This window comes from Paracoccus luteus (genome assembly GCF_004522155.1).
In the GTDB taxonomy this organism is placed as follows: Bacteria; Pseudomonadota; Alphaproteobacteria; order Rhodobacterales; family Rhodobacteraceae; genus Paracoccus; species Paracoccus luteus.
The window spans coordinates 22,662-45,204 of the sequence record NZ_SDEA01000015.1; the positions used below are offsets into that span (position 1 = coordinate 22,662).

Genomic DNA, 22,543 nt, shown 5'->3' on the forward strand with positions numbered 1-22,543 from the left:
GCGCAATTGCCCCGCTGCGGAAATCCGCTAACACTGGGGCAAAGACCGACGGGGACGCGCGTGACCACAACCGAGCTGTTCCGGGCCGAGGGCCTGGGCAAGACCTATCCGGGCGTGCGCGCCAATGACGACGTGTCGTTTTCCGTGGGGGCGGGGGAAATCCACGCCCTTCTGGGCGAGAACGGCGCGGGCAAGTCCACGCTGGTCAAGATGATCTATGGGCTGGTGCGCCCCGACGCGGGCCACATGCGGCTGGGCGGCGCGGCCCATGCGCCCGCCGACCCCCATGCCGCACGCGCCGCGGGCGTGGGCATGGTGTTCCAGCATTTCAGCCTGTTCGACGCGCTGACCGTCGCCGAAAACATCGCGCTGGGCATGGACGCGCCGCCGCCCCGGCGCGAACTGTCGCAGCGCATCGCCGAGGTCAGCGCGGCCTACGGCCTGCCGCTGAACCCCGCGCGGCGCATCGCCAGCCTGTCGGCGGGCGAGCGTCAGCGGGTGGAAATCGTGCGCTGCCTGCTGGGCGGGCCGCGCCTGCTGATCATGGACGAGCCGACCAGCGTCCTGACCCCGCAAGAGGCGGAAATCCTGTTCGCCACCCTGCGCAAGCTGGCCGCGCAGGGGACCGCGATCCTGTATATCAGCCACAAGCTGGACGAGATCCGCGCCCATTGCGACCGCGCCACCATCCTGCGGCAGGGCCGCGTGGTGGGCACCGTCAGCCCGCGCGACCATTCGGCGCGCGAACTGGCGGCGATGATGGTGGGCGCCGAAATGCGGCTGGTGGACCGCAGCGGCCGGCAGACGGGCGAGGCGGTTCTGACGGTCGCGGGCCTGACCTCGGCTGCGGGCCACGACGGGACGCTGCTGCGCGACGTGGGCTTTGCCGTCCACGCGGGCGAGATCCTGGGCATCGGCGGCGTCGCCGGCAACGGACAGGAAGAACTGATCGCCGCCCTGTCGGGCGAGACGGTCGGCCGCCCCGGCACGGTGACGCTGACGGGCACCGACCTGTCGGGCCTGGGACCGGAACCCCGCCGCCGCGCGGGCCTGCTGGCCGCGCCCGAGGATCGGCTGGGCCACGCGGCCGTCCCCGAGATGAGCCTGACGGAAAACGCCCTGCTGACCGGGGCGACCCGGCAGGGGCTGGCGCGCGGCGGCCTGATCGACCACGGCGCGACGCGCGCCTTTGCCGAACGCATCATCGCCGCCTTTGACGTGCGCACGCCGGGACCGGGGACGCCCGCCGCCTCGCTGTCGGGGGGCAACCTGCAGAAATTCGTCATCGGCCGCGAGATCATGCAGCAGCCCCGCGCGCTGGTCGTGAACCAGCCGACGTGGGGCGTCGATGCGGGGGCCGCCGCCGCCATCCGGCAGGCGCTGCTGGACCTTGCGCGCGGCGGCGCGGCGGTCGTCGTCATCAGCCAGGATCTGGACGAGCTGCTGGAGCTGTCGGACCGCTTTGCCGCGCTGAACAACGGACGGCTGTCCGCGCCCGTCCCGACCGAGGGGCTGACGATCGAGCAGATCGGCCTGATGCTGGGCGGCGCCCACGGGATGGAGGTCGCGCATGTTGCGGCTTGAACCCCGCCCCGCCGCCCCGCGCTGGCTGGAGTTCGCCACGCCCCTGATGGCGGTCGCCGCGACCATGATCGCGGGCGGCATCCTGTTTGCGCTGATGGGGTTCGACCCGGTCGCGGCGGTCCGCACGATCTTCTGGGATCCGCTGTTCGGAACGGCGGCGGGCTATTCGCGCCCGCAGCTGCTGGTCAAGGCCGGGCCGCTGATCCTGATCGCCTGCGGGCTGGCGGTGGGATTCCGCGCCGGCATCTGGAACATCGGGGCCGAGGGGCAATACATCGTCGGCGGCATCACCGGCGCGGCGGTGGCGCTGGCCGCCTATCCGGCCGAGGGGGCATGGATTTTCCCCGCGATGGTCGTGGCGGGCGCGGCGGGCGGCTGGGCCTGGGGGATGATCCCGGCCATGCTGCGCAACTGGTTCGGCGCGTCGGAAATCCTCGTGTCGCTGATGCTGGTCTATGTCGCGCAGAAACTGGCGGCGTGGATGGCGTTCGGCCCGATGCGCAACCCGGAAGGGTTCGGCATGCCCGGGTCGCGCAACCTGCAGCAATACCCGGCCGCCGCGAACCCCGAGTTGGTTGCGGGCACCGGCGCGCACTGGGGCGTGGTCGCCGCGGCGCTGGCGGTGGTCGCCACCTGGTTCCTGATGAGCCGCCATATCCGCGGCTTTCATATCCGCGCCGCCGGCCTCGCGCCCCGCGCCGCGCGCTTTGCGGGGGTGCGGCCCGCGGTGCTGGTCGCGTTCTGCCTGGGCCTGTCGGGCGCGCTGGCTGGCATGGCGGGCCTGTTCGAGGCGTCCGGCCCCGGCGGGCAGATCATCGACAGCTTCGGCTCGGGCTATGGGTTCACCGCGATCATCGTGGCGTTCCTGGGCCGCCTGCACCCGCTGGGCATCCTGCTGGCGGGGCTGCTGCTGGCGCTGACCTATATTGGGGGCGAACTCGCGCAGCTGACCATGCAGCTGCCCGCCGCGACCGTGCAGGTGTTCCAGGGGATGCTGCTGTTCTTCCTGCTGGGTTTCGACACGCTGACCCGGTTCCGCATCCGGCTGGGAAAGGGCGGGGCATGATCCTCGATCTGACGACGCTGCTGCTGCTGGTGTCCGCCGCGACGCCGATCCTGTTCGCCGCGCTGGGCGAGGCGATCGTGGAACGCGCGGGCGTCCTGAACTTGGGGGTCGAGGGGCTGATGATCGTGGGCGCGCTGGCGGGGTTCGCCGCCGCCCACGCCACCGGCAGCACCGCCGCCGGGTTTGTCACCGCCGCCGTCGCAGGTGCGGCGCTGGCGATGATCTTTGCCGCCCTGACCCAGATGCTGCTGACCAACCAGGTCGCGACCGGCCTTGCGCTGACGCTGTTCGGGCTGGGGCTGACCGCGATGTTCGGCAAACCGTATGAGGGGATCAAGGCCCCCGCGATGCCGGGCGGGCCGCTGGGCGTCAACTGGATGATCTGGCTGGGCCTTGCGCTGGTGCCGCTGGCGTGGCTGTTCCTGAACCGCACCCGGTCGGGGCTGATCCTGCGCGGCGTGGGCGAAAACCATGACGCGGCGCACGCGCTGGGCTACAAGGTCCGCGCCGTGCGCGTCGCGGCCATCGCCGCGGGCGGCGCGCTGGCCGGCTTGGGCGGGGCCTATATCAGCATCGCCATCGTCCTGCAGTGGACCGAGGGGATGACCGCCGGCGCCGGCTGGATCGCGCTGGCCATCGTCGTCTTCGCGGGCTGGAACCCGTGGGGCGTGCTGGCGGGCGCGTGGCTGTTCGGCGGCGTGACCGTGCTGCAACTGCGCCTGCAGGCGGCGGGCGTCGCCGTTCCGGTTCAACTGCTTAGCATGGCGCCCTATCTTGCCACGATCATCGTTCTGGTGCTGATATCGGCCCGGCAGAAATACGCGCGCGGAGGGGGCGGCGCGGCACCCGGCTCGCTGGGCCGCACCTTCCACGCGCTGCGATAACCCCGACCGCAAGGAGCTTTCGATGAACCGCAGAACCCTTCTGGCCTCGGCCGCAGCCGCGGCGCTGCTGGCCCTGCTGCCCGGCGTCCGCGCCGTGGCCCAGACCGCCGCCCCCATCCCCGAGGGTGAAAAGCTGAAGGTCGGCTTTATCTATGTCGGCCCGGTCGGCGACGGCGGCTGGTCCTATCAGCACGACCTGGGCCGGCAGGCGATCGAGGCGGAATACGGCGACCGGATCGAGACGACGTTCATCGAAAGCGTCCCCGAGGGCGCCGACGCCGAGCGCGCGCTGACCCAGCTGGCGCTGGCCGGCAACAAGCTGATCTTCGCGACCAGCTTCGGCTTCATGGATTCGGTCATCAACACCGCCGCCAAGTTCCCGGACGTGAAGTTCGAGCATGCGACCGGCTATAAGCGCGCCGACAACGTGGCGACCTATGACGCCCGCTTCTATGAGGGCCGGGCGGTGATCGGCACCATCGCGGGCCGCATGACCAAGTCGAACAAGATCGGCTATATCGGGTCGTTCCCCATCCCCGAGGTCGTGCAGGGCATCAACTCGTCCTTTATCCACGCCCGCAAGGTGAACCCGGACGTCGAGATGAAGGTGGTCTGGGCCTATAGCTGGTTCGACCCCGCGAAAGAGGCCGACGCCGCCGCCGCCCTGATCGCCGAGGGCGTGGACGTCATCCTGCAGCACACCGATTCGACCGCGCCGCTTGCCAAGGCGCAGGAAGCCGGCGTGATCGGCTTCGGTCAGGCGTCCGACATGGCGAACTTCAAGCCGACGCCGCGGGTCAGCTCGATCATCGACAACTGGGCGCCCTATTACATCAAGCGCGTGGGCGAGGTGCTGGACGGCACCTGGACCTCGCACGGCGTCTGGCTGGGCATCGGCGACGGCGAGGTCGAGATCGGCGAGATCACCGACGCCGTCCCGGCCGAGATCAAGGCCGAGGCCGAGGCATTGCAGGCGAAGATCGCCAGCAAGGAATACCACCCGTTCACCGGTCCGCTGAAAAAGCAGGACGGCAGCGACTGGCTGGCCGAGGGCGCGGTCGCCACCGACGAGGAACTGTCGGGCATGAACTTCTTTGTCGAGGGGATCACGGCGCAGATCCCCAAGTAACGGGACACGCCGGGAAACGACAGGGGCGGGCCGGGACAGGTCCGCCCTTTCATGTCGCGGCCTTTGCGACCAGCGACCCGGCTGGGGGCCGCCCGCGCAGCCGCCCGCGCGGCCGGCTGCGCCGGTTCCTGATTGCTTGCCCATTGCGCGGATGCTGGCGCAGGGCGTCACGCGCATCGCGTTTGCACTGGCCCTGCGCCCGCGCCGCGCGGCATCTTTTCGGCGCGCCGGTCCGCTGCGGCTTGCCTGCCGCGGCGCTGCTTGGCACCCTGCCACCCACGCAACCGACGCAACCGACGCAAGGGACCACCGGATGAACCGCATGATGCCAATGACCATGTCCGTGCCCGTGTCGGTCCTGCTGCTGGCGGCCTGCGGGGGCGGGGCGTCCCCGCAGGCCCAGTCGGCGGCGCGGGCACCGGCGGCAGCCGCCATCGTCGATCCGGCGGCGCTGTATTGCGCGGGCACCGGGGGCGCGGTCATCGCGGGCACCGCAGGGGGCAGGCGGGCCGATCTGTGCCGGCTGCCCGACGGCCGCACCGTGCGCGCGGCGGATCTGCTGAACAGCCACAACGACCTGTGACGCGCAAGGCGGCATCGCGCCGCGCCGGTCATCCCCTCCGCGTCACTTGGGCCGCGTCGCGTCCTTCAGCCCCTGCATGTCCGTCCGGTCCGACAGCAGCAGCGCCCAGGGGCGCAGCACCGGCACATGCGCGCCCAGCACGATCAGCGACACCGTGACCGGCGCGGCCAGAAGGGCGCCGGGGATGCCCCAGACCCACGCCCAGAACAGCAGCGCCACCAGCACCACCAGCGGCGACACGGCGATGCGGTTGCCGGAAACGCGCGGATCGACATAGTTCCCCATCACCTGCTCGATCACCAGGATGCCGACGCCGACGGCGGCCGCGGTCCCGGCATCCTGCGTGATCAGCACATAGATGACCGGCAGCAGCCCGGCGACGATGGACCCCACGGTGGGGACAAAGTTCAGCAGGAACGTCAGGATCGCCCAGACGATGATCAGCCCCGCGCCAAAGAACCACAGCCACAGCCCGTAAAGCACCGCCGTCACCGCGCCCAGCACGGCCCGGATCAGCAGATAGGTGCGGACCTTCTGCGCGATCACCTCGGCCGATTCGGTCAGCCGCCATTCGTCGCGGCGGCGGGTGACGGTCGCGATCTTCTGCCGCCAGTCGCCGCTTTCGATCAGGATCAGCAGGACCAGGAAAAAGATCACCACCAGCGCCGATCCGATCGCCATCGCCGAGTTCAGGACCGCCGCCCCGGTATCCGCAAGGACGCCGATGACGGTGTCGCCGAAACGCGCGGCCAGGTCGCCAGCCCGTCCCTCCAGCAGCCCGGCAACGCCGGGACCGCCGCCGGCGGACGCCCCTTCGCCTGACGGCTGCGCCCCGTCCGCAGGGTCCGTGACGTCCGCGGGCAGGCCCAGCGGCAGCGCCTGCCGGGAACCATCGCCCGTCGCCTCGCCGCCTTGGGTCAGCAGCTCGACCCCCTGTTCGCCGCCGCCCGGCAACTGTGCGGCCACCTGCTGCGCGGCAAGCCACAGCGCACCGGCGAACACCGCCACCACCAGCAGCAACAGCGTCATGGCGGCGACGATGCCCAGCCCGCCCAGCTTTTCGGGCAGTCTGCGCCGCACCCAGTCGCGCACCGGCATCACCGCCAGCGCGATCAGGATCGACGCGACCACCGGGATCGCCACGGCGGCCATCGCACGCAGCGCCCAGCCGACCAGAACCAGCGCGATCAGCGCCAGAAGGATGGTGCGGATGTCCGGCCGTTCACCCTGCGCGCCATGTCCGCCGGGGGCGGCCCCGCTGAACTCGCCCTCGTCCGCCATGATCCGCCCCCTTGTCGATGCCCGGATCAATCCGCGCCGCGGGTCGTTGGTTCCCGCCGGTCGCGACCGTCAACCACAGGCATTTGCACGAAAAAAGGGCGCCCCGATGGACGCCCTCCCTTGTCCTTGCCGGGATGTGCGGCGGGGGGGAGTGCCCCCCGCCCCCGGCGGCATCAGTTGCGCGCGCGGTCCACCATCTTGCCCTTGGAAATCCACGGCATCATCTCGCGCAGCTTGGCGCCGACCTGTTCGATCTGGTGTTCGTCGTTGATGCGGCGCGTGGCCTTAAACGACGGCTGGCCGACGGCGTTTTCCTGCATGAAGTCGCGCACGAACTTGCCCGACTGGATGTCCTTCAGCACCGCCTTCATCCGCGCCTTCGTTTCGTCGTAAGGCAGGATGCGCGGGCCGCTGACATATTCGCCGTATTCGGCGGTGTTGCTGATCGAATAGTTCATGTTGGCGATGCCGCCCTCATAGATCAGGTCGACGATCAGCTTCACCTCGTGCAGGCATTCGAAATAGGCCATTTCCGGCTCATAGCCCGCCTCGACCAGCGTCTCGAAGCCCATGCGGATCAGCTCGACCAGCCCGCCGCACAGCACCGCCTGCTCGCCGAACAGGTCGGTTTCGCATTCCTCGCGGAAGTCGGTCTCGATGATCCCCGACCGCCCGCCGCCGATGGCCGAGCAATAGGACAGCCCCAGGTCCAGCGCGCGCCCCGACGCGTCGTTGTCCACCGCGACCAGGCAGGGCACGCCGCCGCCCTTGACGTATTCGCCGCGCACCGTGTGGCCCGGGCCCTTGGGGGCCATCATGATGACGTCCACGGTCTTTTTCGGCTCGATCAGGCCGAAATGCACGTTCAGCCCGTGCGCGAATGCGATGGCCGCGCCATCGCGCAGGTTGTCGTGGACGTATTTGCGATAGGTGTCGGCCTGCAGTTCGTCGGGCATGGTGAACATGATCAGGTCGGCCCATTTGGCGGCCTCGGCGATGCCCATGACCTTCAGCCCCTCGGCCTCGGCCTTCTGCGCCGAGGGAGAGCCCTCGCGCAGCGCCACGACAAGGTTCCTGGCGCCCGAGTCGCGCAGGTTCAGCGCGTGGGCGTGGCCTTGGCTGCCATAGCCCAGGATGGCGATGTTCTTGTCCTTGATCAGGTTCACGTCGCAGTCGCGGTCATAGTAAACGCGCATGGTTCTTCTCCTTGTAATGGATGGAACCTAGCCGTCTGGCGGGCTGAGGGCGTTGCATTCTTCAGGCCGTGCGGGCAATATGCGCGAAATCTATGTCCCTCATACCGATCATGCGCAAAAATCATGCTCGACGACACCGACCGGCGTATCCTGCGCCACCTGCTGGCCGATCCGCAGGCCGACAACGCGGCGCTGGCCGCGCGCGCGGGTGTCACCGCCGCCACGCTGTGGCGCCGGCTGGACCGGCTGCGCGACCGTGGCGTCCTGCAGGGGACCGAGGCACGCATCGACTGGCGCGCGCTGGGATACGAGGTTCAGGTCAGCCTGCGCTTTACCCTCGACAAGACCGAACCGCGCGCCTTCGACGCCTTCACCGCGGCCGCGCGCGACGTGCCCGAGGTGACCGAGATCCAGACCTTCCTGGGGTCGGTCGATATCCGGCTGTCGGTGATCGCGCGCGACATGGCCCATTGGCAGCAGATCTGGCGCGACCGCATCCTGGCGCTGCCCCATGTGACGGATATCGAGCCGCTGATGCTGGTCGCCACGATCAAGGACACGGCGGAGCTTGCGCTGTGAGCGTCGATCTGGACGACACCGACCGCGCCATCCTGCGCCTGCTGGCCGCCGACGCGACGCTGGGGGCGGCGCCGATCGGCCGCGCGGTGGGGCTGACCCAGCCCGCCGCGTGGCGGCGCATCCGCCGCCTGACCGACGCGGGCGTCATCGCCGGCCGGCGCGTCGTGGTGGACCGCGCCGCGCTGGGGTTCGGCGTGACCGTGTTCCTCGGCGTGCGGCTGGCCGCCAAGGGGCGGATCGACCTGGAAACGTTCGAGCGCGCCGTGACCGCCATCCCCGAGGTGCAGACCGTCCAGCACGTGCTGGGCCGCTTTGACTACCGCCTGCGCATCGTGGCCCGCGACATCCCCGATTTCGAACGCATCCTGCGCCGCCGCATCATGACCCTGCCCGGCGTGGGCCAGGTCGAGGCGAACGTCGTCCTGTCCGAGGAACGCCGTCCCGGCCCGCTGGGCTGAGTTTCTTCTTGGTCCAAATACTCGGCTTGCGGGCAACCGGAACCACCCGTCAATGCTCTCAGCAGAAAGGCCGCCGCAGCGTCCCCGCGCGGTGGCCCCGGCCTTACCGCATCCCCAGCCCCGCGCGCATCATCGTGCGGCGCACCGGGGCCAGCGCGTAAAGCCCGCCCAAGGCTGCCGCGCGCAGGTCGCGCAGGGGGCGGGGCGTCATCATGCTGGCGCGGTTCAGCGCGTCGATGCCGATCAGCCGGGCCAGCGCCTCGGGGCGGCGGCGGCGGGCATAGGCGGCCAGGCTGTCCGCCGAACCCGGATCGTGGCGCGACAGGTCCAGCAGCGATCCCAGGTCGGCCAGGCTCATGTTCAGGCCCTGCGCGCCGATGGGCGGCACGACATGCGCGGCCTCGGCGATCAGGGCGGTGCGGGGCCCGGCATAGCGGTCGGCGATCTGGCTGATGATCGGCCATTCCGTCAGGCCGGTCGCCTGCGTCAGATGCCCCAGCACGCCTGCGGACCGGGCGTTCAGTTCCGCCGCAAAATCCTCGCGCGGCATGGCGCGCAGCTGCGCGATGCGGGGGCCGCGTTCCATCCACACCACGGCCGACGCGGGGCGGCCGTCGCGGTCGGGCAGGGGCACCAGCGTGAATGGCCCGCCAGAGCGGTGAACCTCGGTCGAGACGTTGTCGTGCGGGCGCTCGTGCGTTACCGCGAACGCCAGCGCCTTTTGCCCGTAACGGATGGTGCGCACGCCGATCCCCAGCGCGCGGCGCACGGGCGAATCGCGCCCGTCGGCGGCGACCACCAGCCGCGCGGCAACCGCGCTGCCGTCCGTCAGCGTCACAAGCGCGGCGTCGTCGCGCGGCGTCAGCCCGGCGGTGCCGGTGCCGGGGCGAAACTCGACCCCCGGCAGTTCGGCCAACCGGGCCGAGATTTCGCGCCGCAGCAGCCAGTTGGGGATGTTCCAGCCGAATGGCCGGTCCGAGATCTCGGACGCGTCGAACTCGCGCGTCAGCCGCGCCACCGGGCGCGCGCCGCCCGCGTCCACGATCCGCATCACCTGAAGGGGCGCGGCATGGGGCGCCAGCCGGCCCCACAGCCCGATCCGGTCCAGCAGATCGACCGAGGGTTGCAGGAACGCGGTCGTGCGCAGGTCCGCGCCCGGTCCGTCCTCGGTCGTGACGGGGGCGAACGGGTCCACGCACAGCACCGAGCGCCCCTCGGCCCCGAAGGCCGCGGCCGCGATCAGCCCGGCGACGCCGCCGCCCGACACCAGCACATCGACCGACGTCACCGCCCGGTCAGAATCCGGCGGCATAGGCGATCAGCAGGCCGAACACGATGACCGTGCCGATCAGCCCGATGATGTTCAGCGCGGGCAGGCCGAACAGCATCACGATCACCGCCAGCACGATGACGACCATCACAAGGATGCCCAGGATGCGCGTGGCGATCCGCAGCTCGGCGCGGGACTGCATCTCGGCGTCGCCGGTCAGCGCCTCGCCGACGGTCTCGGCCGCGCCTTTGTGGGTCTGGGACATGGTGGCCTCGTGTGATCGTGCAACTGGCTTGCGCCCGCTCAGTCTGCCACGGGGCGCGGCCGGGCCGCAAGCGCCGCAAGGAACGCGGGCAGGTCGTCGGTGCGGTGCTGGACGTGGGGACCGTGGGCGTGGTCGGGGTCCAGATCGTCCGGCCCGTGGCGTCCGGGGCCGACCAGCACCGTGCGCATCCCCAGCGCATGCGGGGTTTCAAGGTTGCGGGGATCGTCCTCGAACATGGCGGCGCGGGTGGGGTCAACGCCATGCGCGGCGGCGACTGCGGCGAATGACCGCGGGTCGGGCTTGGGGTGAAAGCCCGTCTCTTCGATGCCATAGACGGCGTCGAACAGCGCGGCCCGTTCAGGCGCCAGGCCGCAGCCCGCCAGCACCTTGCGCGCATAGGCCGCGTCGGCGTTCGTGTGGACGATCTTGCGCCCCGGCAGCGCGGCGATGGCCGCGGCAAGCGCCGGATCGGGGGCCAGCGCGGAAAAGTCGATGGCGTGGACATCGGCCAGATAGGCCGCCGGGTCGATGGCGTGATGCGTCATCAGCCCGGCCAGCGTGGTGCCGTGGTCGCGCCAGTATCGCGCGCGCAGGCGGTCGGCTTCGGCCGCGGGGACGCCCAGCAAGCGCTGGACATAGGCGGTCATCCGCGCCTCGATCTGCGCAAACAGCCGCGTGCCGGGCGGATACAGCGTGTTGTCCAGGTCAAAGATCCACAGATCCACCCCGGCAAAGGCGGCGCGAAGGGCGGACGGCCCGCAAGGGGGGCAGGGGACGGCATCGGACATGGGGGCGGCCTAGCCCGCCCTTGTGCGGCTTGCAATCGCGGGCGGCGCGGCCCAACTGTGCCGGCATGAAGGACGCCTATTCCCTGATCCTGTCGGCCATCGACAACGGCACCTATCGCCCCGGCGACCGGCTGGTCGAATCGGAACTGGCCGAACGCTTCGGCGTCAGCCGCACCCCCGTGCGCGAGGCGCTGCAACGGCTGGAAACCCAGTCGATGCTGACCCGCGACGGCCGCAGCCTGATCGTGGCGACGCTGGACCACAACCAGCTGGCCGAGCTTTACACCGTCAGGACCGAGCTTGAGGCCCTGTCCGCCCGCCTTGCCGCCCGCCATGCGACCCGAGAGGAGGTGCGCGTCCTGAACCAGATGGTGCAGGACGACCGCCGCATCGTCGCCGACCCGCAGGCGCTGAGCCGGGCGAACCGCCGCTTTCACCACCAGATCCATCTGGCGTCGCACAACCGCTATCTGGTGCAGCAGCTGGACATCGTGCATCGCACGATGGCGCTGATGGCCCACACGTCGCTGGCCGCGCCGGGACGGGGCGACAGGGCGATGGCCGAGCATCAGAAGATCGTGGACGCCATCGCCGCGGGCGACGCGGCCGCCGCCGAACAGGCGCTGCGCGAGCATATCTCGACCGCGTTCGAGACGCGCCTGAAAGAGGGCGCGCGCGCCTGGGCCGACACCATCGAACAGGACCGCCGCTGATGCGCCTGATCGCGTCCGACGCCGACCTGGCCGAGGGCGCGGCCCATCTGGCGGCGGTCTGTCCGGTCTGGGCGCGGGTGTTGCCCGGCCTGGGCGACCTGCCGCTGCGCCGGCGCGAGGGCGGCTTTGCCGCCATTCTCGACGCGGTGGTGGGCCAGCAGCTGTCGATCCATGCCGCCCGCGCCATCTCGGACCGGCTGGCCGCGGCGGGGCTGGTGACGCCCGGCGCCATTGCGGAGGCCGACGAGGCTTCGCTGAGGGCGTGCGGCCTCTCGGGCCCCAAGATCCGCTATCTGCGCGGCATCGCCGCGGCGGGCGTGGACTGGGACGCGCTGGCCGCGCAGTCTGATGATTCGGTCGTCGAGACGCTGACCGCGCTTCCCGGCATCGGGCGCTGGACGGCCGAGATCTATCTGATGTTCGCGCTGGGCCGCGCCGACGCATTCGCGCCCGCCGACCTTGCGCTGCAGGAATCGGCGCGGCTGCTGTATGGGCTGGACGCCCGGCCCACGCCCCGCGCGCTGTCCGAACTGGCGCAGCCCTGGCGCCCTTGGCGCGCCGTCGCCGCCCGCGCGCTGTGGGCGCATTACCGCGTCGCCAAGGGGCGCGAGGGCGTGATCTGAGGCTTTGCCTTTACCATCCCGCCCCCATCGCCCAAACTGCGCGGGTTTTTCCGAATTGCGAGAGTGCCGATGCCCCCCCGTCCCCTGTCCTCTGGCCGCAAGGGCCCCGAGACTGCCCGCTCGGTCGTCGTCTTCCTGCATGGTTATGGTGCGGACGGGGCCGACCTGCTGGGTCTGGCCGATCCGCTGATCCCGCATCTGCCGACCACGGCCTTTTATGCGCCGGACGCCACGGACCCGTCGCGCAACAATCCTTTTGGCCGCCAGTGGTTTCCGATCCCGTGGCTGGACGGGTCGTCCGAAACCGACGCCCGCGACGGGATGGCCCGTGCGGCCGACGACATCGACGCCTTTCTGGACGCGGTCCTTGAACGCGAGGGGCTGTCCCCCGACCGCATGGTCGTGGTCGGGTTCTCGCAGGGGACGATGATGGCGCTGCATGTCGTGCCGCGCCGCGATACGGCCATCGCGGGCATCATCGGGTTTTCCGGCCGGCTGCTGGCCCCCGAACTGCTGGCGGCCGAGGTGCGGGTCCGCCCGCCGGTGCTGCTGGTCCACGGCGACGCGGACGAGATGGTGCCCTATGCCGACATGGACCTGGCCGCGCAGGCCCTGACCGGCGCGGGCTTTACCGTCTATGGCCACACCATGCAGGGCACCGGCCACGGCATCGCGCCCGACGGGCTGTCGGTGGCGCTGGCGTTCCTGCGCGACGTGCTGGACGAGGGCTGAGCGGCGGCCCGTCCGCCGCCCGCCCGCGTCACTTGGCCCCCGTCACTTGGCGACGTGCCAGACCCCGCCCACGCCGTCCCCGGTCGTCTGGCCGGGCGCGGTGTCCTTGACCCACAGATACAGCGGGCGGCCGTCCATCGCCCATTGCATCGTGCCGTCGCTGCGCGTGATCGGCGCAAAGGCCCCGGTCGCGGTGGACCCTGCGGGCGCCACCAGCGGCGGCCATTTCGCCGCGCAGTCGCCGTCGCAGTTCGACTTGCCCGGCTCGTCCTTGTCAAAGACATACAGCGCCATGCCGCGCGCGTCGGCATAGACCTGCCCCGAGGGCGTGTTGATGCGCACGACCCCCGGATCGGCCAGCGCCGCCGTCGCGGCCAGGCCCAGCAGCGATGCGGCAAGGGTCGCGCGCAGGGGATTGATCGGTTTGCTCATGATGTGACCTCCTGCCGCGTGCCCGTCTGCATCGCGGGGGCGGCGCGCCATCATACCACGGCGCGGCGCGCGCCCCAAACAGCGAACCGCGGCCGCCCTGTCACGGCCGCGTCACGAATGCGCGCCAACCCGCGCGTGACCAGATGTCCGGGACTTGCCAGCTTGCGACCGCCAGATATAGTCGGCGCGACGGTTCTGACAGGCCCGGCCACGCCGGGGGCAGGGGGCGCGCGACGCACGATGCTGGACGACCATCACGGCGGTTCCGACTTTCGCACCCAGTTCGTGCGCGACCCCGCGTCGTTGCGCCGCAATCCGGCGCTGGTCCTGAACGCCGATTTCCGCCCGCTCAGCTATTACCCGCTGTCGCTGTGGCCCTGGCAAGAGGCGATCAAGGCCGTGTTCCTGGACCGCGTCAGCATCATCGCCGAATACGACGAGGTGGTCCGCAGCCAGCGCGAGGTGATCCGAATCCCCTCGGTCGTCGTCCTCAGGGACTATGTGAAACCCAGGAAGCGCGTGGCCTTCACGCGCTTCAATCTTTTTCTGCGGGACGAGTTCTGCTGCCAGTATTGCGGGGCCAGGGGCGATCTGACGTTCGACCATGTGGTGCCCCGGTCGCGGGGCGGCGTGACCAGCTGGGAAAACGTGGTCGCCGCCTGTTCGCCCTGCAACCTGAAAAAGGCCAACCGCAGCCTGCGCCAGTCGGGGCTGCGGCTGCGCCATGCCCCGCGCCGCCCCTCGACCGAAGAGATGCACGCCATCGGCCGGCGATTCCCCCCGAACCACCTGCACGACAGCTGGATCGATTACCTGTACTGGGACGCCGAACTGGAAAGCTGAGCGGTCAGGCGCCGGGGTGGTGATGCGGCCCGTCGCCCGCGTCGCGCGACCGCGTGGCCAGATGCACGACGACGGCCCCCGCCAGCACCACGCCGCCCATCAACGGCAGCGGCACACCGGCGGCCAGCGCGGCCCACAGCGTGGCGCCCGCGGTCAGGATCACGGCGGCAAGCATCAGCAGGAAATGGGGCAGGGGCATCGTTCCCTCCGGTTCTGGTCCGAATATGGGGTCTGCCGCGCGGCGATGGAAGGGGGATGGCGCGCGGGGCGGCGACAAGCCGCACAGCATTCGATTCAAAAGGGATGACGAAGTTCGCGGTATGTTCTATCCTGTCCTCATGCTGCCCCCGCCCCACCTTCCCCCGGCCAACCCCGACGAGATCCTCAAGGCCCGCGGCGCCGCCCATCGCCCGGCGGCGCGGTTCGAACCCTATCAGCCGGTGCGAGAGGATGACGGCTGGAACACCCCGCCCGACGCCGCCCTGCTGCGCACCGAGATCGCGACCGAAAACCCGCGCCGGATCATCACCCGCAACCAGTCGCCCGACGTGCCCTTCGACCGCTCGGTCAACCCCTATCGCGGCTGCGAACACGGCTGCATCTATTGCTTTGCCCGCCCCAGCCACGCCTATCTGGGCCTGTCGCCGGGGCTGGATTTCGAAACCCGCATCACCGCCAAGCCGGAAGCCCCGGCCCGGCTGGCCGAGGAAATCGCCCGCCCCGCCTATGCCGTGGCGGCCATCGCCTTCGGCACCAACACCGACCCCTATCAGCCGGCCGAATCGCGGCTGGGGATCATGCGCGGCTGCCTGCAGGTGCTGCACGACTGGAACCACCCGGTCAGCATCGTCACCCGCGGCCACACCATCCTGCGCGACCTGGACCTGATCGGCGCGATGGCCGCGCGCGGGCAGGCGTTCGTCGGCGTCTCGCTGACCACGCTGGACCCGGCGCTTGCCCGGCAGATGGAACCGCGCGCACCCGCGCCTGCGACGCGGCTGCGGATGATCCGGGCGCTGGCGGACGCGGGCGTCGCGGTGCGCGTCATGGCCGCGCCGATGATCCCGGTGCTGACCGCGCACGAGCTGGAATCGATCCTTGCCGCCGCGCGGGACGCCGGCGCCGCCACCGCCAGCATGATCCCGATCCGCCTGCCGCTCGAGGTGGCGCCGCTTTTCCGCGACTGGCTGGACCGGCATCACCCCGGCAAAGCCGCGCATGTCATGGCCGCGATCCGGGCGATGCGCGGCGGGCGCGACAACGACCCCCGCTTCGGCAGCCGGATGCGCGGCGAGGGGGTCGAGGCCGAGCTGCTGCACCAGCGTTTCCGCCTCGCCCGCAAGCGGCTGGGCTTTGCGACCGAAAGCCCGGCCCTCGACTGCAGCCGCTTTGCCCCGCCGCCCCGCGCAGGCCAGCAGCTGTCGCTGTTCTAGGCATCTTCTGGCCCGAAATATCCCGGGGAGGCCCCGCCAGGGGCCGGGGGCAGCGCCCCCTTTTTCAGCGCGCCCGATCAGCGTGCGCCGCGGATCATCCCCATGATCTCGCGCGCGTCGGCCACGATGGGGGCTGCGATGGCATGCGCCCGCTCGGCCCCCGCCAGCAGGATGCGGTCGATCTCGGCCGGGTCGGCCATCAGCGCGTTCATCCGCGCCGTGATCGGCGACAGGACGCCCACCGCGACCTCGGCCAGCGCGGGTTTGAAGGCGCCAAAGCCCTGCCCCTCGAACCGGGCGCAGACCGCGTCCGGGGTCTCGCCGGTCAGCGCGGCATGGATGTTGACGAGGTTGCGCGCCTCGGGCCGGTCCTTCAGCCCCGCCATCGACCCCGGCAGAGGGTCTGCATCGGTCCGGGCCTTGCGGATCTTTTGCGCGATGGTGTCGGCGTCGTCCGTCAGGTTGATGCGGCTGGCGTCCGAGGGGTCGGATTTCGACATCTTCTTGCTGCCGTCGCGCAGCGACATGACGCGGGTCGCCGCGCCCTCGATCACCGGCTCGGGCAGGGGGAAGAAATCCACGCCATAGTCGTGGTTGAACTTGGCCGCGATGTCGCGGGTCAGTTCGACATGCTGCTTCTGGTCCTCGCCCACCGGCACATGCGTCGCCTTGTAGGCGAGGATGTCGGCCGCCATCAGCGCCGGATAGGCATAAAGCCCAAGGCTGACGGCCTCGGCGTTCTTGCCGGCCTTGTCCTTGAACTGGGTCATCCGGTTCATCCAGCCGACGCGCGCCACGCAGGACAGCATCCAGCCCAGTTCCGTGTGGGCGGGCACGTGGGACTGCACGAACAGCACCGACTGCGCCGGGTCGATCCCCGAGGCAAGGAACGCCGCCGCCGCCTCGCGCGTCTGCTGGCGCAGGCGTTCGGGGTCCTGCCAGACGGTGATGGCGTGCAGATCGACCAGGCAGAACACCGTCTCGACCTGCCCCTGCTTTTCGGCAAAGCGTTTCAGCGCGCCCAGATAGTTGCCCAGCGTCAGCCCGCCGGACGGCTGGATGCCGGAAAAGATGCGGGGCGCGTGGGTCATGGCAAGCCTGCTGGAAAAACGGATGCGGCCGGGATAGCCCTTGGCCGGAACGGGCGCAACCGCCCCACGAAAGGACCGCGATGCGCCCCGGATACGACCAAAGCCCGCTGAACCCCGTGCCCGCGGTGATCTGGATCCTGGCCGCGCCGATCCTTGCGGCCGAGGCGTATTTCGGGCTGGGACGGCTGGGCTTTCTGGGCGGCGGCCCCGGCGCGGGCGGGGCCGCGCGCCAGATCATGGTGGAACGCACCGCCTTTGCGCCCGAGTTCGCCATCCGCGCGTGGGAACGCTGGACGCCCGTCGGCGGGCAGCTGTGGCGGCTGCTGACCTATCCCTTTGTGCATTATTCGCTGACCCATGCGCTGTTCGTGTGCGTGTTCCTGCTGGCGCTGGGCAACATGGTGGCCCGCGCGTTCCGGCCCGCCGCGGTGGCGCTGGTGTTTCTGGGCGCGGCGGTCGGCGGCGGCCTGGTCTATGCCGTCGCCGCGCGGCTGCTGCCGGGGGTGCGGTTCGACCCGCTGGTCGGCGGCTATCCCGCCGTCTATGGCCTGCTGGGCGCGTTCACATTCCTTTTGTGGGCGCGGCTGGGGGCCGAGAACGCCAACCAGATGCGGGCGTTTTCGCTGATCGGCATCCTGCTGGCGTTCCAGCTGGTGTTCGGCATCGTGTTCGGCGGCGCGGGGATGAACTGGGTGGCCGAGATCGCGGGCTTCCTGATCGGGTTCGCCCTGTCCTTCGTGCTGGTTCCGGGCGGCTGGACCCGGCTGCGCGGGCGCGTCAGGCACCGTTAACCCGATCTGAAGGATCGTCTGCGACCGTCGCGGGGAAAGGTGGCCCCGTGACGATTCGCCTGCATCCCGCGCTTTGCCTGCTGTTCCGGCTGCTGTTCCGCCTGTCGGTGTGGCTGCGTTCAGCGGCGGCGCACGTTGGCCCGCAAATCCGCCGCGCGCACCGCCCCGGTCGCAAAGCTCAAGCCGAAATAGATCGCCGCCCCGCCCATCACCAGCAGGGCGAGGCCGGGCACGTCGCCCTCGCCGTCCGCAGCCAGCCAGCCGCGCAGGCCCCACAGCGCCGCCGCCATCAGCGCCGACGACAGCACGATGCGCGGGACGGCCCGGACCAGCCGCGCATCCGCGCGCGCGGCGATCCCCATTGCGCGGGTGCCCCACCACAGCTGCCCGACCATCACCCAGGCCGCGACGCTGGTGCCGATGGCGGCCGCCAGGAACCCGGCGACCGGCATCAGGCCGAACGCCACGGCCGCGTTGACGACCATCGACGCCACCGCAAACCGGAACGGCGTGCGCGTATCCTCGCGCGCGAAATACAGCGGCTGCAGGATCTTCTGCATCACGAACGCGGGCAGCCCCAGCGCATAGACGACCAGCGCGCGGGCGGTCTGCTGGGTGTCATGCGCGTCGAACGCGCCGCGCTGGAACAGCGTGGCCACCATCGGCACGGCGATGACGGCGATGGCGAATGCGGCGGGCAGGGTCAGGAACAGCCCGAATTCCGTCGCGCGACTATAGGCCGACTGGCCGCCGCTGTCGTCGCCCGCGCGCAGCCGCCGCGCCAGTTCCGGCAGCAGCACGACCGCCACCGCCGCGCCCACGACGCCCAGCGGCAGCTGGTAAAGCCGGTCAGAGTAGCTGAGCCAGCCGATCGCCCCGTCGAAGAAACTGCCGACCTGTCGGCCGACCAGCAGGTTCACCTGCACCACGCCGCCGGCAAAGATCGCGGGCAGGGCGATGGTCAGCAGCCGCCGCATCTCGGGCGTCAGGCGCGGCCGGCGGGGGACCAGCCGCCAGCCTGTGCGGCTGGCGTCCCACCAGACCAGCGCCAGCTGGGCGATGCCGGTGATCGGCGTGGCCCAGGCCAGCGTCAGCCCCAGATCCCAGCCGAAGGCCCGGCCCAGAACCATGCCGACGATGAACAAAAGGTTCAGCAGCACTGGCGCCGCGGCGGCGGCGGTGAACCGCCCGTTGGCGTTCAGCACGCCCGAAATCATCGAGGCGAGCGAGATCAGCAGGATATAGGGGAAGGTGATCCGCCCGTATTCGACGGCGAGGTCGAAGCGTTCGTCGCCCGCGAAACCGGCGGCCATCAGCCAGACAAGCCCCGGCATCAGGATCATCGCCAGCGCGGAAAACACCGCCACGACAAAGGCAAGGCCCGAAAACGCGTCGCGGGCGAACCCCTGCGGGTCTTCGCCCGATTCCAGCTTTTTGGAAAACAGCGGCACAAAGGCGGTGTTGAACGCGCCCTCGGCAAAGAACCGGCGGAACATGTTGGGCAGCGACAGCGCCACGAGGAACGCCTCGGCGACCGGGCCGGTGCCCAGCCAGGCGGCCATCAGGATGTCGCGCACGAACCCCGACAGCCGCGACAGGAATGTCCACAGCCCGACCGAGACAAAGCCCCGCAGCAGTCCGCCCCGCATTGCCCGTCCCCCCTCGCTATTTTTCCGTTTGCGGCGGCCCTTCGCGGGGCGCGCGCCACCCGCCGGCGCCGGTGCCGCGCCGATGTGCCCGCGATTGCGCCGCACCGCAAGCCGCGCGTGGCCCGACCGGGGCGGCGCGGCGGACCCGGCAAGGGGGCTGCTGCCACAAGGGCGGATGGTGGGGCGGACGGTGCGGCGGAAGGTTGCACGGATGGAACGCGCCGGCTCAGACCGGGCTGCGCGACGCCCGCAGGGCTGCCGACATGAGACGGCGGAATGGGCAAGGGCGCGGCACGCGCCCCGCACAGGGTTATCCCGGCGGAAGGGACGTCCGCGCCCCGGCGGCGTCATGCGGCGGCGCGCTCGGCCCCCTCGCGGATGGCCTGGCGCAGGCGGCGTTCCAGGGCGTCGCGCCGCGCCTGCTGGTGCAGCTTCAGCCCGAACATGTCCTTGACATAGAACGTATCGACCACCTGCGCGCCGAAGGTCGCGATCACCGCGCTGGCGATCTGGATGTGGTTCTGCGCCAGCGTCCGCGTCAGGTCGTAAAGCAGGCCGGGGCGGTCGCGGGTGTCCACCTCGATGATCGTATAGATCTCGCTGCCCTCGTTGTCGAAGGTGACATGGGTGGGAAAGCGGAACGCGCGCTCGCGCTTTTTCACCTTGTCGCGGTCGGCGAAGGCCTCGCGCGGGACGACCTCGCCCGCCAGCGTGCGCTCGATCATGCGGCGCAGGCGGGGCAGGCGGTCGGCGGCATAGGGGTGCCCGGCCTCGTCCTGGATCCAGAACACCGCCGTCGCATAGCCGTCGCGGGTGGTATAGGTCCGCGCGTCCACCACGTTGGCGCCGACCAGCGCCAGCGACCCGGCCAGCCGCGAGAAGATGCCCGGATGGTCGGCCAGCGCGAAGGCCGCCCGCGTCGCGTCGCGTTTCAGGTCGGGGTCCAGGTCGATGCGGATTTCGTCGTCGCGGATGCCGCGCAGCAGGCGGGCGAAGACCTGCTGCGTGTCGGTGGGCAGCCCCTGCCAATAGCTGTCATAGTGGCGCTGCGTCTCGGCCCGGATCGACCGCGGCTCCCACCCCTGGGCGGTCAGCAGGTGGCGCAGGCTGCGCCGCGCCTCGTCCACGCGCTGCTCGCGGTTGACGTCCTCAAGCCCGTTGTCCAGCGCGTCGGCGGTCTGCTGATACAGCTTGCGGATCAGCACCGCCTTCCAGTTGTTCCACGTCCCCGGCCCCACCCCCCGGATGTCGCAGACCGTCAGCACGGTCAGCAGGTCCAGCCGCCGGCGCGTTCGGACCGCCTTGGCGAAATCGCGCAGGGTGCGGGGGTCCGCGATGTCGCGTTTCTGCGCCACGTCCGACATCAGCAGGTGGTTGCGGATCAGCCATTCCACCAGTTCGACCTGCTCGGGCGCCAGGCGCAGGCGCTGGCAGACCTTGCGGGCGATCTGGGCGCCGATGATGGAATGATCCTCGGGGCGGCCCTTGCCGATGTCGTGCAGCAGCGTCGCCAGATAGATCACCGTCCGGTCGATCGGCCCCTGCATGATGGCGCTGACAAGGGGCAGATCCTCTTGTTCGTCGCCGCGCTCGATGGCCGACAGGGCCGCGACGCACTGGATGGAATGCTCGTCCACGGTGAAATGGTGATAGACGTTGAACTGCATCATGGCGACGACGCGTTCGAACTCGGGGATATAGGCGCCCAGCACTCCCAACTCGTTCATCCGCCTGAGCGAGCGCACCGGATTGCCGTGCCCCAGCAGCAGGTCCAGGAAGATGCGCGCCGCCTCGGGGTCGTGGCGCATGCGGTCGTCGATGCGCCACAGGTTCGCCGCGACCAGCCGCATCGCGTCGGGATGCAGCAGGATCGCGGTGCGCAGCGCCTCCTGGAACAGGCGCAGGATGTTCAGCGGGTCGGTCAGGAACGCATCGGGGGCGTCGATTGTCAGCCGCCCGGTCTTTTCGGTGAACCCCGGCCGCAGCGCCCTTCGGCGGCGGAAGATGCCGGGCAGCAGCGGCGCGCGATAGACGTGGCGCTGTTCCAGCGCGGTCAGGAACACGCGCGTCAGCTCGCCCACGCGGGTGGCGTGGCGGAAGTAATCCTGCATGAAGATCTCGACCGCGCGGCGGCCGGTCGTGTCGTGATAACCCATGCGGGCCGCCACCTCGACCTGCATGTCAAAGCTGAGGACATCGACCGCCCGCCCCGCGATCAGGTGCAGGTGGCAGCGCACCGCCCACAGGAAATCCTCGGCCGCCCAGAAGGTTGCGTGCTCGTCGCGGGTAAAGAACCCCAGATCCACCAGCTCGACCGCGCGGTCCACGCGGTGGATGTACTTGGCGATCCAGTACAGCGTCTGCAGGTCGCGCAAGCCCCCCTTGCCTTCCTTGATGTTGGGTTCCAGCACATAGCGCTGGCCGCCCTGCCGCTTGTGGCGCTGCGCCCGTTCGGCCAGCTTGGCCTCGATGAACTCGGGGATCGTGCGCTCGAACAGTTCCGGCCACAGGCGGTCGCGCAGGGTTTCGGCGGTCAGCGCGTCACCGCAGATGCGGCGGTGTTCCAGCAGGCTGGTGCGGATCGTCATGTCGCGTTCGCCCAGCCGCAGGCATTCGTCCAGCGAGCGTGTCGCGTGCCCGATCTTCAGCTTGAGATCCCACAGCATGTAAAGCATCGACTCGACGATGCTTTCGATCCAGCCGCTGATCTTCCACGGCGCGAGGAACAGCAGGTCCACGTCGGACTGCGGCGCCATCTCGGCCCGGCCATAGCCGCCGACGGCCACCACGGCCAGGCGCTCGGCCTCGGTCGGGTGGGGGTTGGGGTGCAGGTGGCAGGTGGCGACGTGATGGACCGCCCGCACCGTCGCATCGGTCAGGGTGGCGATGGCGCGCACGGTTTCGCGGCCCGCGCGCGGGTGGCTGGCAAGCCCCGCGACGATATCGGCCATCGCCTCGGCCCGCGCCCGCGACAGCAGGTCCACCGTGGCGTCCCTGATCGCGCGGGCATCGGCCAGGCCCGCCAGCCGTTCGTCCAGCGCCGCCGCCAGCCGGTCGGGGTCGAACAACGCATGCGCCCCGGGCAATGCCGGGGCGCTTTGGACGGGGGCGGCGGGGTCGCCCGCCGCGCCGGGCGTGGCCGGGGCGGTCAAG

23 protein-coding genes are annotated in these 22,543 nt (G+C 70.5%); 13 read left to right on the top strand and 10 right to left on the bottom strand.

Going from position 1 to position 22,543, the window contains the following annotated elements; translation table 11 throughout:
* Window positions 1–60: 60 nt before the first annotated feature.
* From EPA64_RS14395 to EPA64_RS14415, 5 genes are all read left to right on the top strand, one after another.
* Window positions 61–1,584: an ABC transporter ATP-binding protein gene (locus tag EPA64_RS14395; protein WP_134726999.1), complete on the top strand. Its 1,524-nt coding sequence runs from the start codon at window positions 61–63 to the stop codon at window positions 1,582–1,584.
* Window positions 1,571–2,650 (top strand): ABC transporter permease, encoded by a 1,080-nt coding sequence (locus tag EPA64_RS14400; RefSeq protein WP_134727000.1) that lies wholly within the window; start codon window positions 1,571–1,573, stop codon window positions 2,648–2,650. Before EPA64_RS14395 ends, EPA64_RS14400 begins: the two co-directional genes overlap by 14 nt.
* Entirely contained in the window at window positions 2,647–3,534 is an 888-nt protein-coding gene (locus EPA64_RS14405; protein ID WP_134727001.1) for an ABC transporter permease, read from the top strand. Before EPA64_RS14400 ends, EPA64_RS14405 begins: the two co-directional genes overlap by 4 nt.
* A gap of 22 nt (window positions 3,535–3,556) precedes the next feature.
* Window positions 3,557–4,663, top strand: coding sequence for a BMP family ABC transporter substrate-binding protein (locus EPA64_RS14410; RefSeq protein ID WP_134727002.1), 1,107 nt, complete (start codon window positions 3,557–3,559; stop codon window positions 4,661–4,663).
* A gap of 313 nt (window positions 4,664–4,976) precedes the next feature.
* The gene (locus tag EPA64_RS14415; RefSeq protein ID WP_134727003.1) at window positions 4,977–5,246 is read left to right on the top strand and encodes a DUF333 domain-containing protein; all 270 of its coding nucleotides are present in this window, start codon (window positions 4,977–4,979) and stop codon (window positions 5,244–5,246) included.
* Window positions 5,247–5,288: 42 nt separating this feature from the next.
* Here EPA64_RS14415 and EPA64_RS14420 read toward each other — a convergent pair whose 3' ends face one another.
* Both EPA64_RS14420 and ilvC read right to left on the bottom strand, forming a co-directional pair.
* Window positions 5,289–6,527 (bottom strand): AI-2E family transporter, encoded by a 1,239-nt coding sequence (locus tag EPA64_RS14420; RefSeq protein ID WP_134727004.1) that lies wholly within the window; start codon window positions 6,525–6,527, stop codon window positions 5,289–5,291.
* Between the two features lie 173 nt (window positions 6,528–6,700).
* On the bottom strand, window positions 6,701–7,723 hold the full coding sequence (ilvC, locus tag EPA64_RS14425) for a ketol-acid reductoisomerase (protein WP_134727005.1): 1,023 nt from the start codon (window positions 7,721–7,723) through the stop codon (window positions 6,701–6,703).
* A 123-nt stretch (window positions 7,724–7,846) separates the two neighbouring features.
* On the opposite strand from ilvC, the gene EPA64_RS14430 reads away from it, so the two are divergent.
* Together EPA64_RS14430 and EPA64_RS14435 are read left to right on the top strand one after the other, a co-directional pair.
* The gene (locus tag EPA64_RS14430; RefSeq protein ID WP_134727006.1) at window positions 7,847–8,302 is read left to right on the top strand and encodes an Lrp/AsnC family transcriptional regulator; all 456 of its coding nucleotides are present in this window, start codon (window positions 7,847–7,849) and stop codon (window positions 8,300–8,302) included.
* The gene (locus EPA64_RS14435; protein ID WP_134727007.1) at window positions 8,299–8,760 is read left to right on the top strand and encodes an Lrp/AsnC family transcriptional regulator; all 462 of its coding nucleotides are present in this window, start codon (window positions 8,299–8,301) and stop codon (window positions 8,758–8,760) included. Before EPA64_RS14430 ends, EPA64_RS14435 begins: the two co-directional genes overlap by 4 nt.
* 103 nt (window positions 8,761–8,863) lie before the next feature.
* Here the strand turns inward: EPA64_RS14435 and EPA64_RS14440 are convergent, their stop codons facing one another.
* From EPA64_RS14440 to EPA64_RS14450, 3 genes are read right to left on the bottom strand one after another with little or no spacing between them, the layout of a single operon-like run.
* The gene (locus EPA64_RS14440) at window positions 8,864–10,072 is read right to left on the bottom strand and encodes a UbiH/UbiF family hydroxylase (RefSeq protein WP_134727008.1); all 1,209 of its coding nucleotides are present in this window, start codon (window positions 10,070–10,072) and stop codon (window positions 8,864–8,866) included.
* Window positions 10,056–10,295: a hypothetical protein gene (locus EPA64_RS14445; RefSeq protein ID WP_134727009.1), complete on the bottom strand. Its 240-nt coding sequence runs from the start codon at window positions 10,293–10,295 to the stop codon at window positions 10,056–10,058. Before EPA64_RS14445 ends, EPA64_RS14440 begins: the two co-directional genes overlap by 17 nt.
* Before the next feature lie 38 nt (window positions 10,296–10,333).
* Window positions 10,334–11,083, bottom strand: coding sequence for a pyrimidine 5'-nucleotidase (locus EPA64_RS14450; RefSeq protein ID WP_134727010.1), 750 nt, complete (start codon window positions 11,081–11,083; stop codon window positions 10,334–10,336).
* A gap of 65 nt (window positions 11,084–11,148) precedes the next feature.
* On the opposite strand from EPA64_RS14450, the gene EPA64_RS14455 reads away from it, so the two are divergent.
* The 3 genes from EPA64_RS14455 (at window position 11,149) to EPA64_RS14465 (ending at window position 13,151) form a co-directional block, all read left to right on the top strand.
* The gene (locus EPA64_RS14455) at window positions 11,149–11,796 is read left to right on the top strand and encodes a GntR family transcriptional regulator (RefSeq protein ID WP_134727011.1); all 648 of its coding nucleotides are present in this window, start codon (window positions 11,149–11,151) and stop codon (window positions 11,794–11,796) included.
* Window positions 11,796–12,419 carry a DNA-3-methyladenine glycosylase family protein gene (locus EPA64_RS14460; protein ID WP_134727012.1) on the top strand — a complete coding sequence of 208 codons (624 nt, stop codon included), beginning with the start codon at window positions 11,796–11,798 and terminating at the stop codon, window positions 12,417–12,419. The genes EPA64_RS14455 and EPA64_RS14460 overlap by 1 nt, the downstream gene beginning before the upstream one ends.
* 69 nt (window positions 12,420–12,488) lie before the next feature.
* Entirely contained in the window at window positions 12,489–13,151 is a 663-nt protein-coding gene (locus EPA64_RS14465) for an alpha/beta hydrolase (RefSeq protein WP_134727013.1), read from the top strand.
* A 42-nt stretch (window positions 13,152–13,193) separates the two neighbouring features.
* Here the strand turns inward: EPA64_RS14465 and EPA64_RS14470 are convergent, their stop codons facing one another.
* Window positions 13,194–13,583: a COG4315 family predicted lipoprotein gene (locus EPA64_RS14470; protein ID WP_134727014.1), complete on the bottom strand. Its 390-nt coding sequence runs from the start codon at window positions 13,581–13,583 to the stop codon at window positions 13,194–13,196.
* A gap of 240 nt (window positions 13,584–13,823) precedes the next feature.
* Between EPA64_RS14470 and EPA64_RS14475 the strand changes: the two genes are divergently transcribed.
* On the top strand, window positions 13,824–14,426 hold the full coding sequence (locus tag EPA64_RS14475; RefSeq protein ID WP_134727015.1) for an HNH endonuclease: 603 nt from the start codon (window positions 13,824–13,826) through the stop codon (window positions 14,424–14,426).
* A 4-nt stretch (window positions 14,427–14,430) separates the two neighbouring features.
* On the opposite strand, the gene EPA64_RS14480 is transcribed toward EPA64_RS14475, so the two are convergent.
* Window positions 14,431–14,625 (bottom strand): hypothetical protein, encoded by a 195-nt coding sequence (locus EPA64_RS14480; protein WP_134727016.1) that lies wholly within the window; start codon window positions 14,623–14,625, stop codon window positions 14,431–14,433.
* Between the two features lie 121 nt (window positions 14,626–14,746).
* Here EPA64_RS14480 and EPA64_RS14485 point away from each other — a divergent pair, with 121 nt between their 5' ends.
* Window positions 14,747–15,859, top strand: coding sequence for a PA0069 family radical SAM protein (locus EPA64_RS14485; protein ID WP_246026778.1), 1,113 nt, complete (start codon window positions 14,747–14,749; stop codon window positions 15,857–15,859).
* Between the two features lie 77 nt (window positions 15,860–15,936).
* On the opposite strand, the gene trpS is transcribed toward EPA64_RS14485, so the two are convergent.
* Window positions 15,937–16,950, bottom strand: a complete 1,014-nt coding sequence (gene trpS / locus EPA64_RS14490) for a tryptophan--tRNA ligase (RefSeq protein ID WP_134727017.1) — start codon at window positions 16,948–16,950, stop codon at window positions 15,937–15,939.
* An 80-nt stretch (window positions 16,951–17,030) separates the two neighbouring features.
* Here trpS and EPA64_RS14495 point away from each other — a divergent pair, with 80 nt between their 5' ends.
* Window positions 17,031–17,741, top strand: coding sequence for a rhomboid family intramembrane serine protease (locus tag EPA64_RS14495; RefSeq protein ID WP_134727018.1), 711 nt, complete (start codon window positions 17,031–17,033; stop codon window positions 17,739–17,741).
* 119 nt (window positions 17,742–17,860) lie between these two features.
* Here EPA64_RS14495 and murJ read toward each other — a convergent pair whose 3' ends face one another.
* Complete coding sequence (gene murJ / locus EPA64_RS14500) at window positions 17,861–19,390, bottom strand: murein biosynthesis integral membrane protein MurJ (protein ID WP_134727019.1); 1,530 nt, start codon at window positions 19,388–19,390, stop codon at window positions 17,861–17,863.
* 347 nt (window positions 19,391–19,737) lie between these two features.
* Complete coding sequence (locus EPA64_RS14505) at window positions 19,738–22,542, bottom strand: [protein-PII] uridylyltransferase (protein ID WP_134727020.1); 2,805 nt, start codon at window positions 22,540–22,542, stop codon at window positions 19,738–19,740.
* Window position 22,543: the final 1 nt, after the last annotated feature.

Coding starts and splice junctions, on each gene's coding strand:
- ilvC (WP_134727005.1), bottom strand. CDS start 7,723: ATGCGCGTTTACTATGACCGCGACTGCGACGTGAACCTGATCAAGGAC.
- murJ (WP_134727019.1), bottom strand. CDS start 19,390: ATGCGGGGCGGACTGCTGCGGGGCTTTGTCTCGGTCGGGCTGTGGACA.
- EPA64_RS14480 (WP_134727016.1), bottom strand. CDS start 14,625: ATGCCCCTGCCCCATTTCCTGCTGATGCTTGCCGCCGTGATCCTGACC.
- trpS (WP_134727017.1), bottom strand. CDS start 16,950: ATGACCCACGCGCCCCGCATCTTTTCCGGCATCCAGCCGTCCGGCGGG.
- EPA64_RS14470 (WP_134727014.1), bottom strand. CDS start 13,583: ATGAGCAAACCGATCAATCCCCTGCGCGCGACCCTTGCCGCATCGCTG.
- EPA64_RS14475 (WP_134727015.1), top strand. CDS start 13,824: ATGCTGGACGACCATCACGGCGGTTCCGACTTTCGCACCCAGTTCGTG.
- EPA64_RS14440 (WP_134727008.1), bottom strand. CDS start 10,072: ATGCCGCCGGATTCTGACCGGGCGGTGACGTCGGTCGATGTGCTGGTG.
- EPA64_RS14405 (WP_134727001.1), top strand. CDS start 2,647: ATGATCCTCGATCTGACGACGCTGCTGCTGCTGGTGTCCGCCGCGACG.
- EPA64_RS14465 (WP_134727013.1), top strand. CDS start 12,489: ATGCCCCCCCGTCCCCTGTCCTCTGGCCGCAAGGGCCCCGAGACTGCC.
- EPA64_RS14485 (WP_246026778.1), top strand. CDS start 14,747: ATGTTCTATCCTGTCCTCATGCTGCCCCCGCCCCACCTTCCCCCGGCC.
- EPA64_RS14445 (WP_134727009.1), bottom strand. CDS start 10,295: ATGTCCCAGACCCACAAAGGCGCGGCCGAGACCGTCGGCGAGGCGCTG.
- EPA64_RS14410 (WP_134727002.1), top strand. CDS start 3,557: ATGAACCGCAGAACCCTTCTGGCCTCGGCCGCAGCCGCGGCGCTGCTG.
- EPA64_RS14430 (WP_134727006.1), top strand. CDS start 7,847: ATGCTCGACGACACCGACCGGCGTATCCTGCGCCACCTGCTGGCCGAT.
- EPA64_RS14460 (WP_134727012.1), top strand. CDS start 11,796: ATGCGCCTGATCGCGTCCGACGCCGACCTGGCCGAGGGCGCGGCCCAT.
- EPA64_RS14495 (WP_134727018.1), top strand. CDS start 17,031: ATGCGCCCCGGATACGACCAAAGCCCGCTGAACCCCGTGCCCGCGGTG.
- EPA64_RS14400 (WP_134727000.1), top strand. CDS start 1,571: ATGTTGCGGCTTGAACCCCGCCCCGCCGCCCCGCGCTGGCTGGAGTTC.
- EPA64_RS14455 (WP_134727011.1), top strand. CDS start 11,149: ATGAAGGACGCCTATTCCCTGATCCTGTCGGCCATCGACAACGGCACC.
- EPA64_RS14415 (WP_134727003.1), top strand. CDS start 4,977: ATGAACCGCATGATGCCAATGACCATGTCCGTGCCCGTGTCGGTCCTG.
- EPA64_RS14420 (WP_134727004.1), bottom strand. CDS start 6,527: ATGGCGGACGAGGGCGAGTTCAGCGGGGCCGCCCCCGGCGGACATGGC.
- EPA64_RS14450 (WP_134727010.1), bottom strand. CDS start 11,083: ATGTCCGATGCCGTCCCCTGCCCCCCTTGCGGGCCGTCCGCCCTTCGC.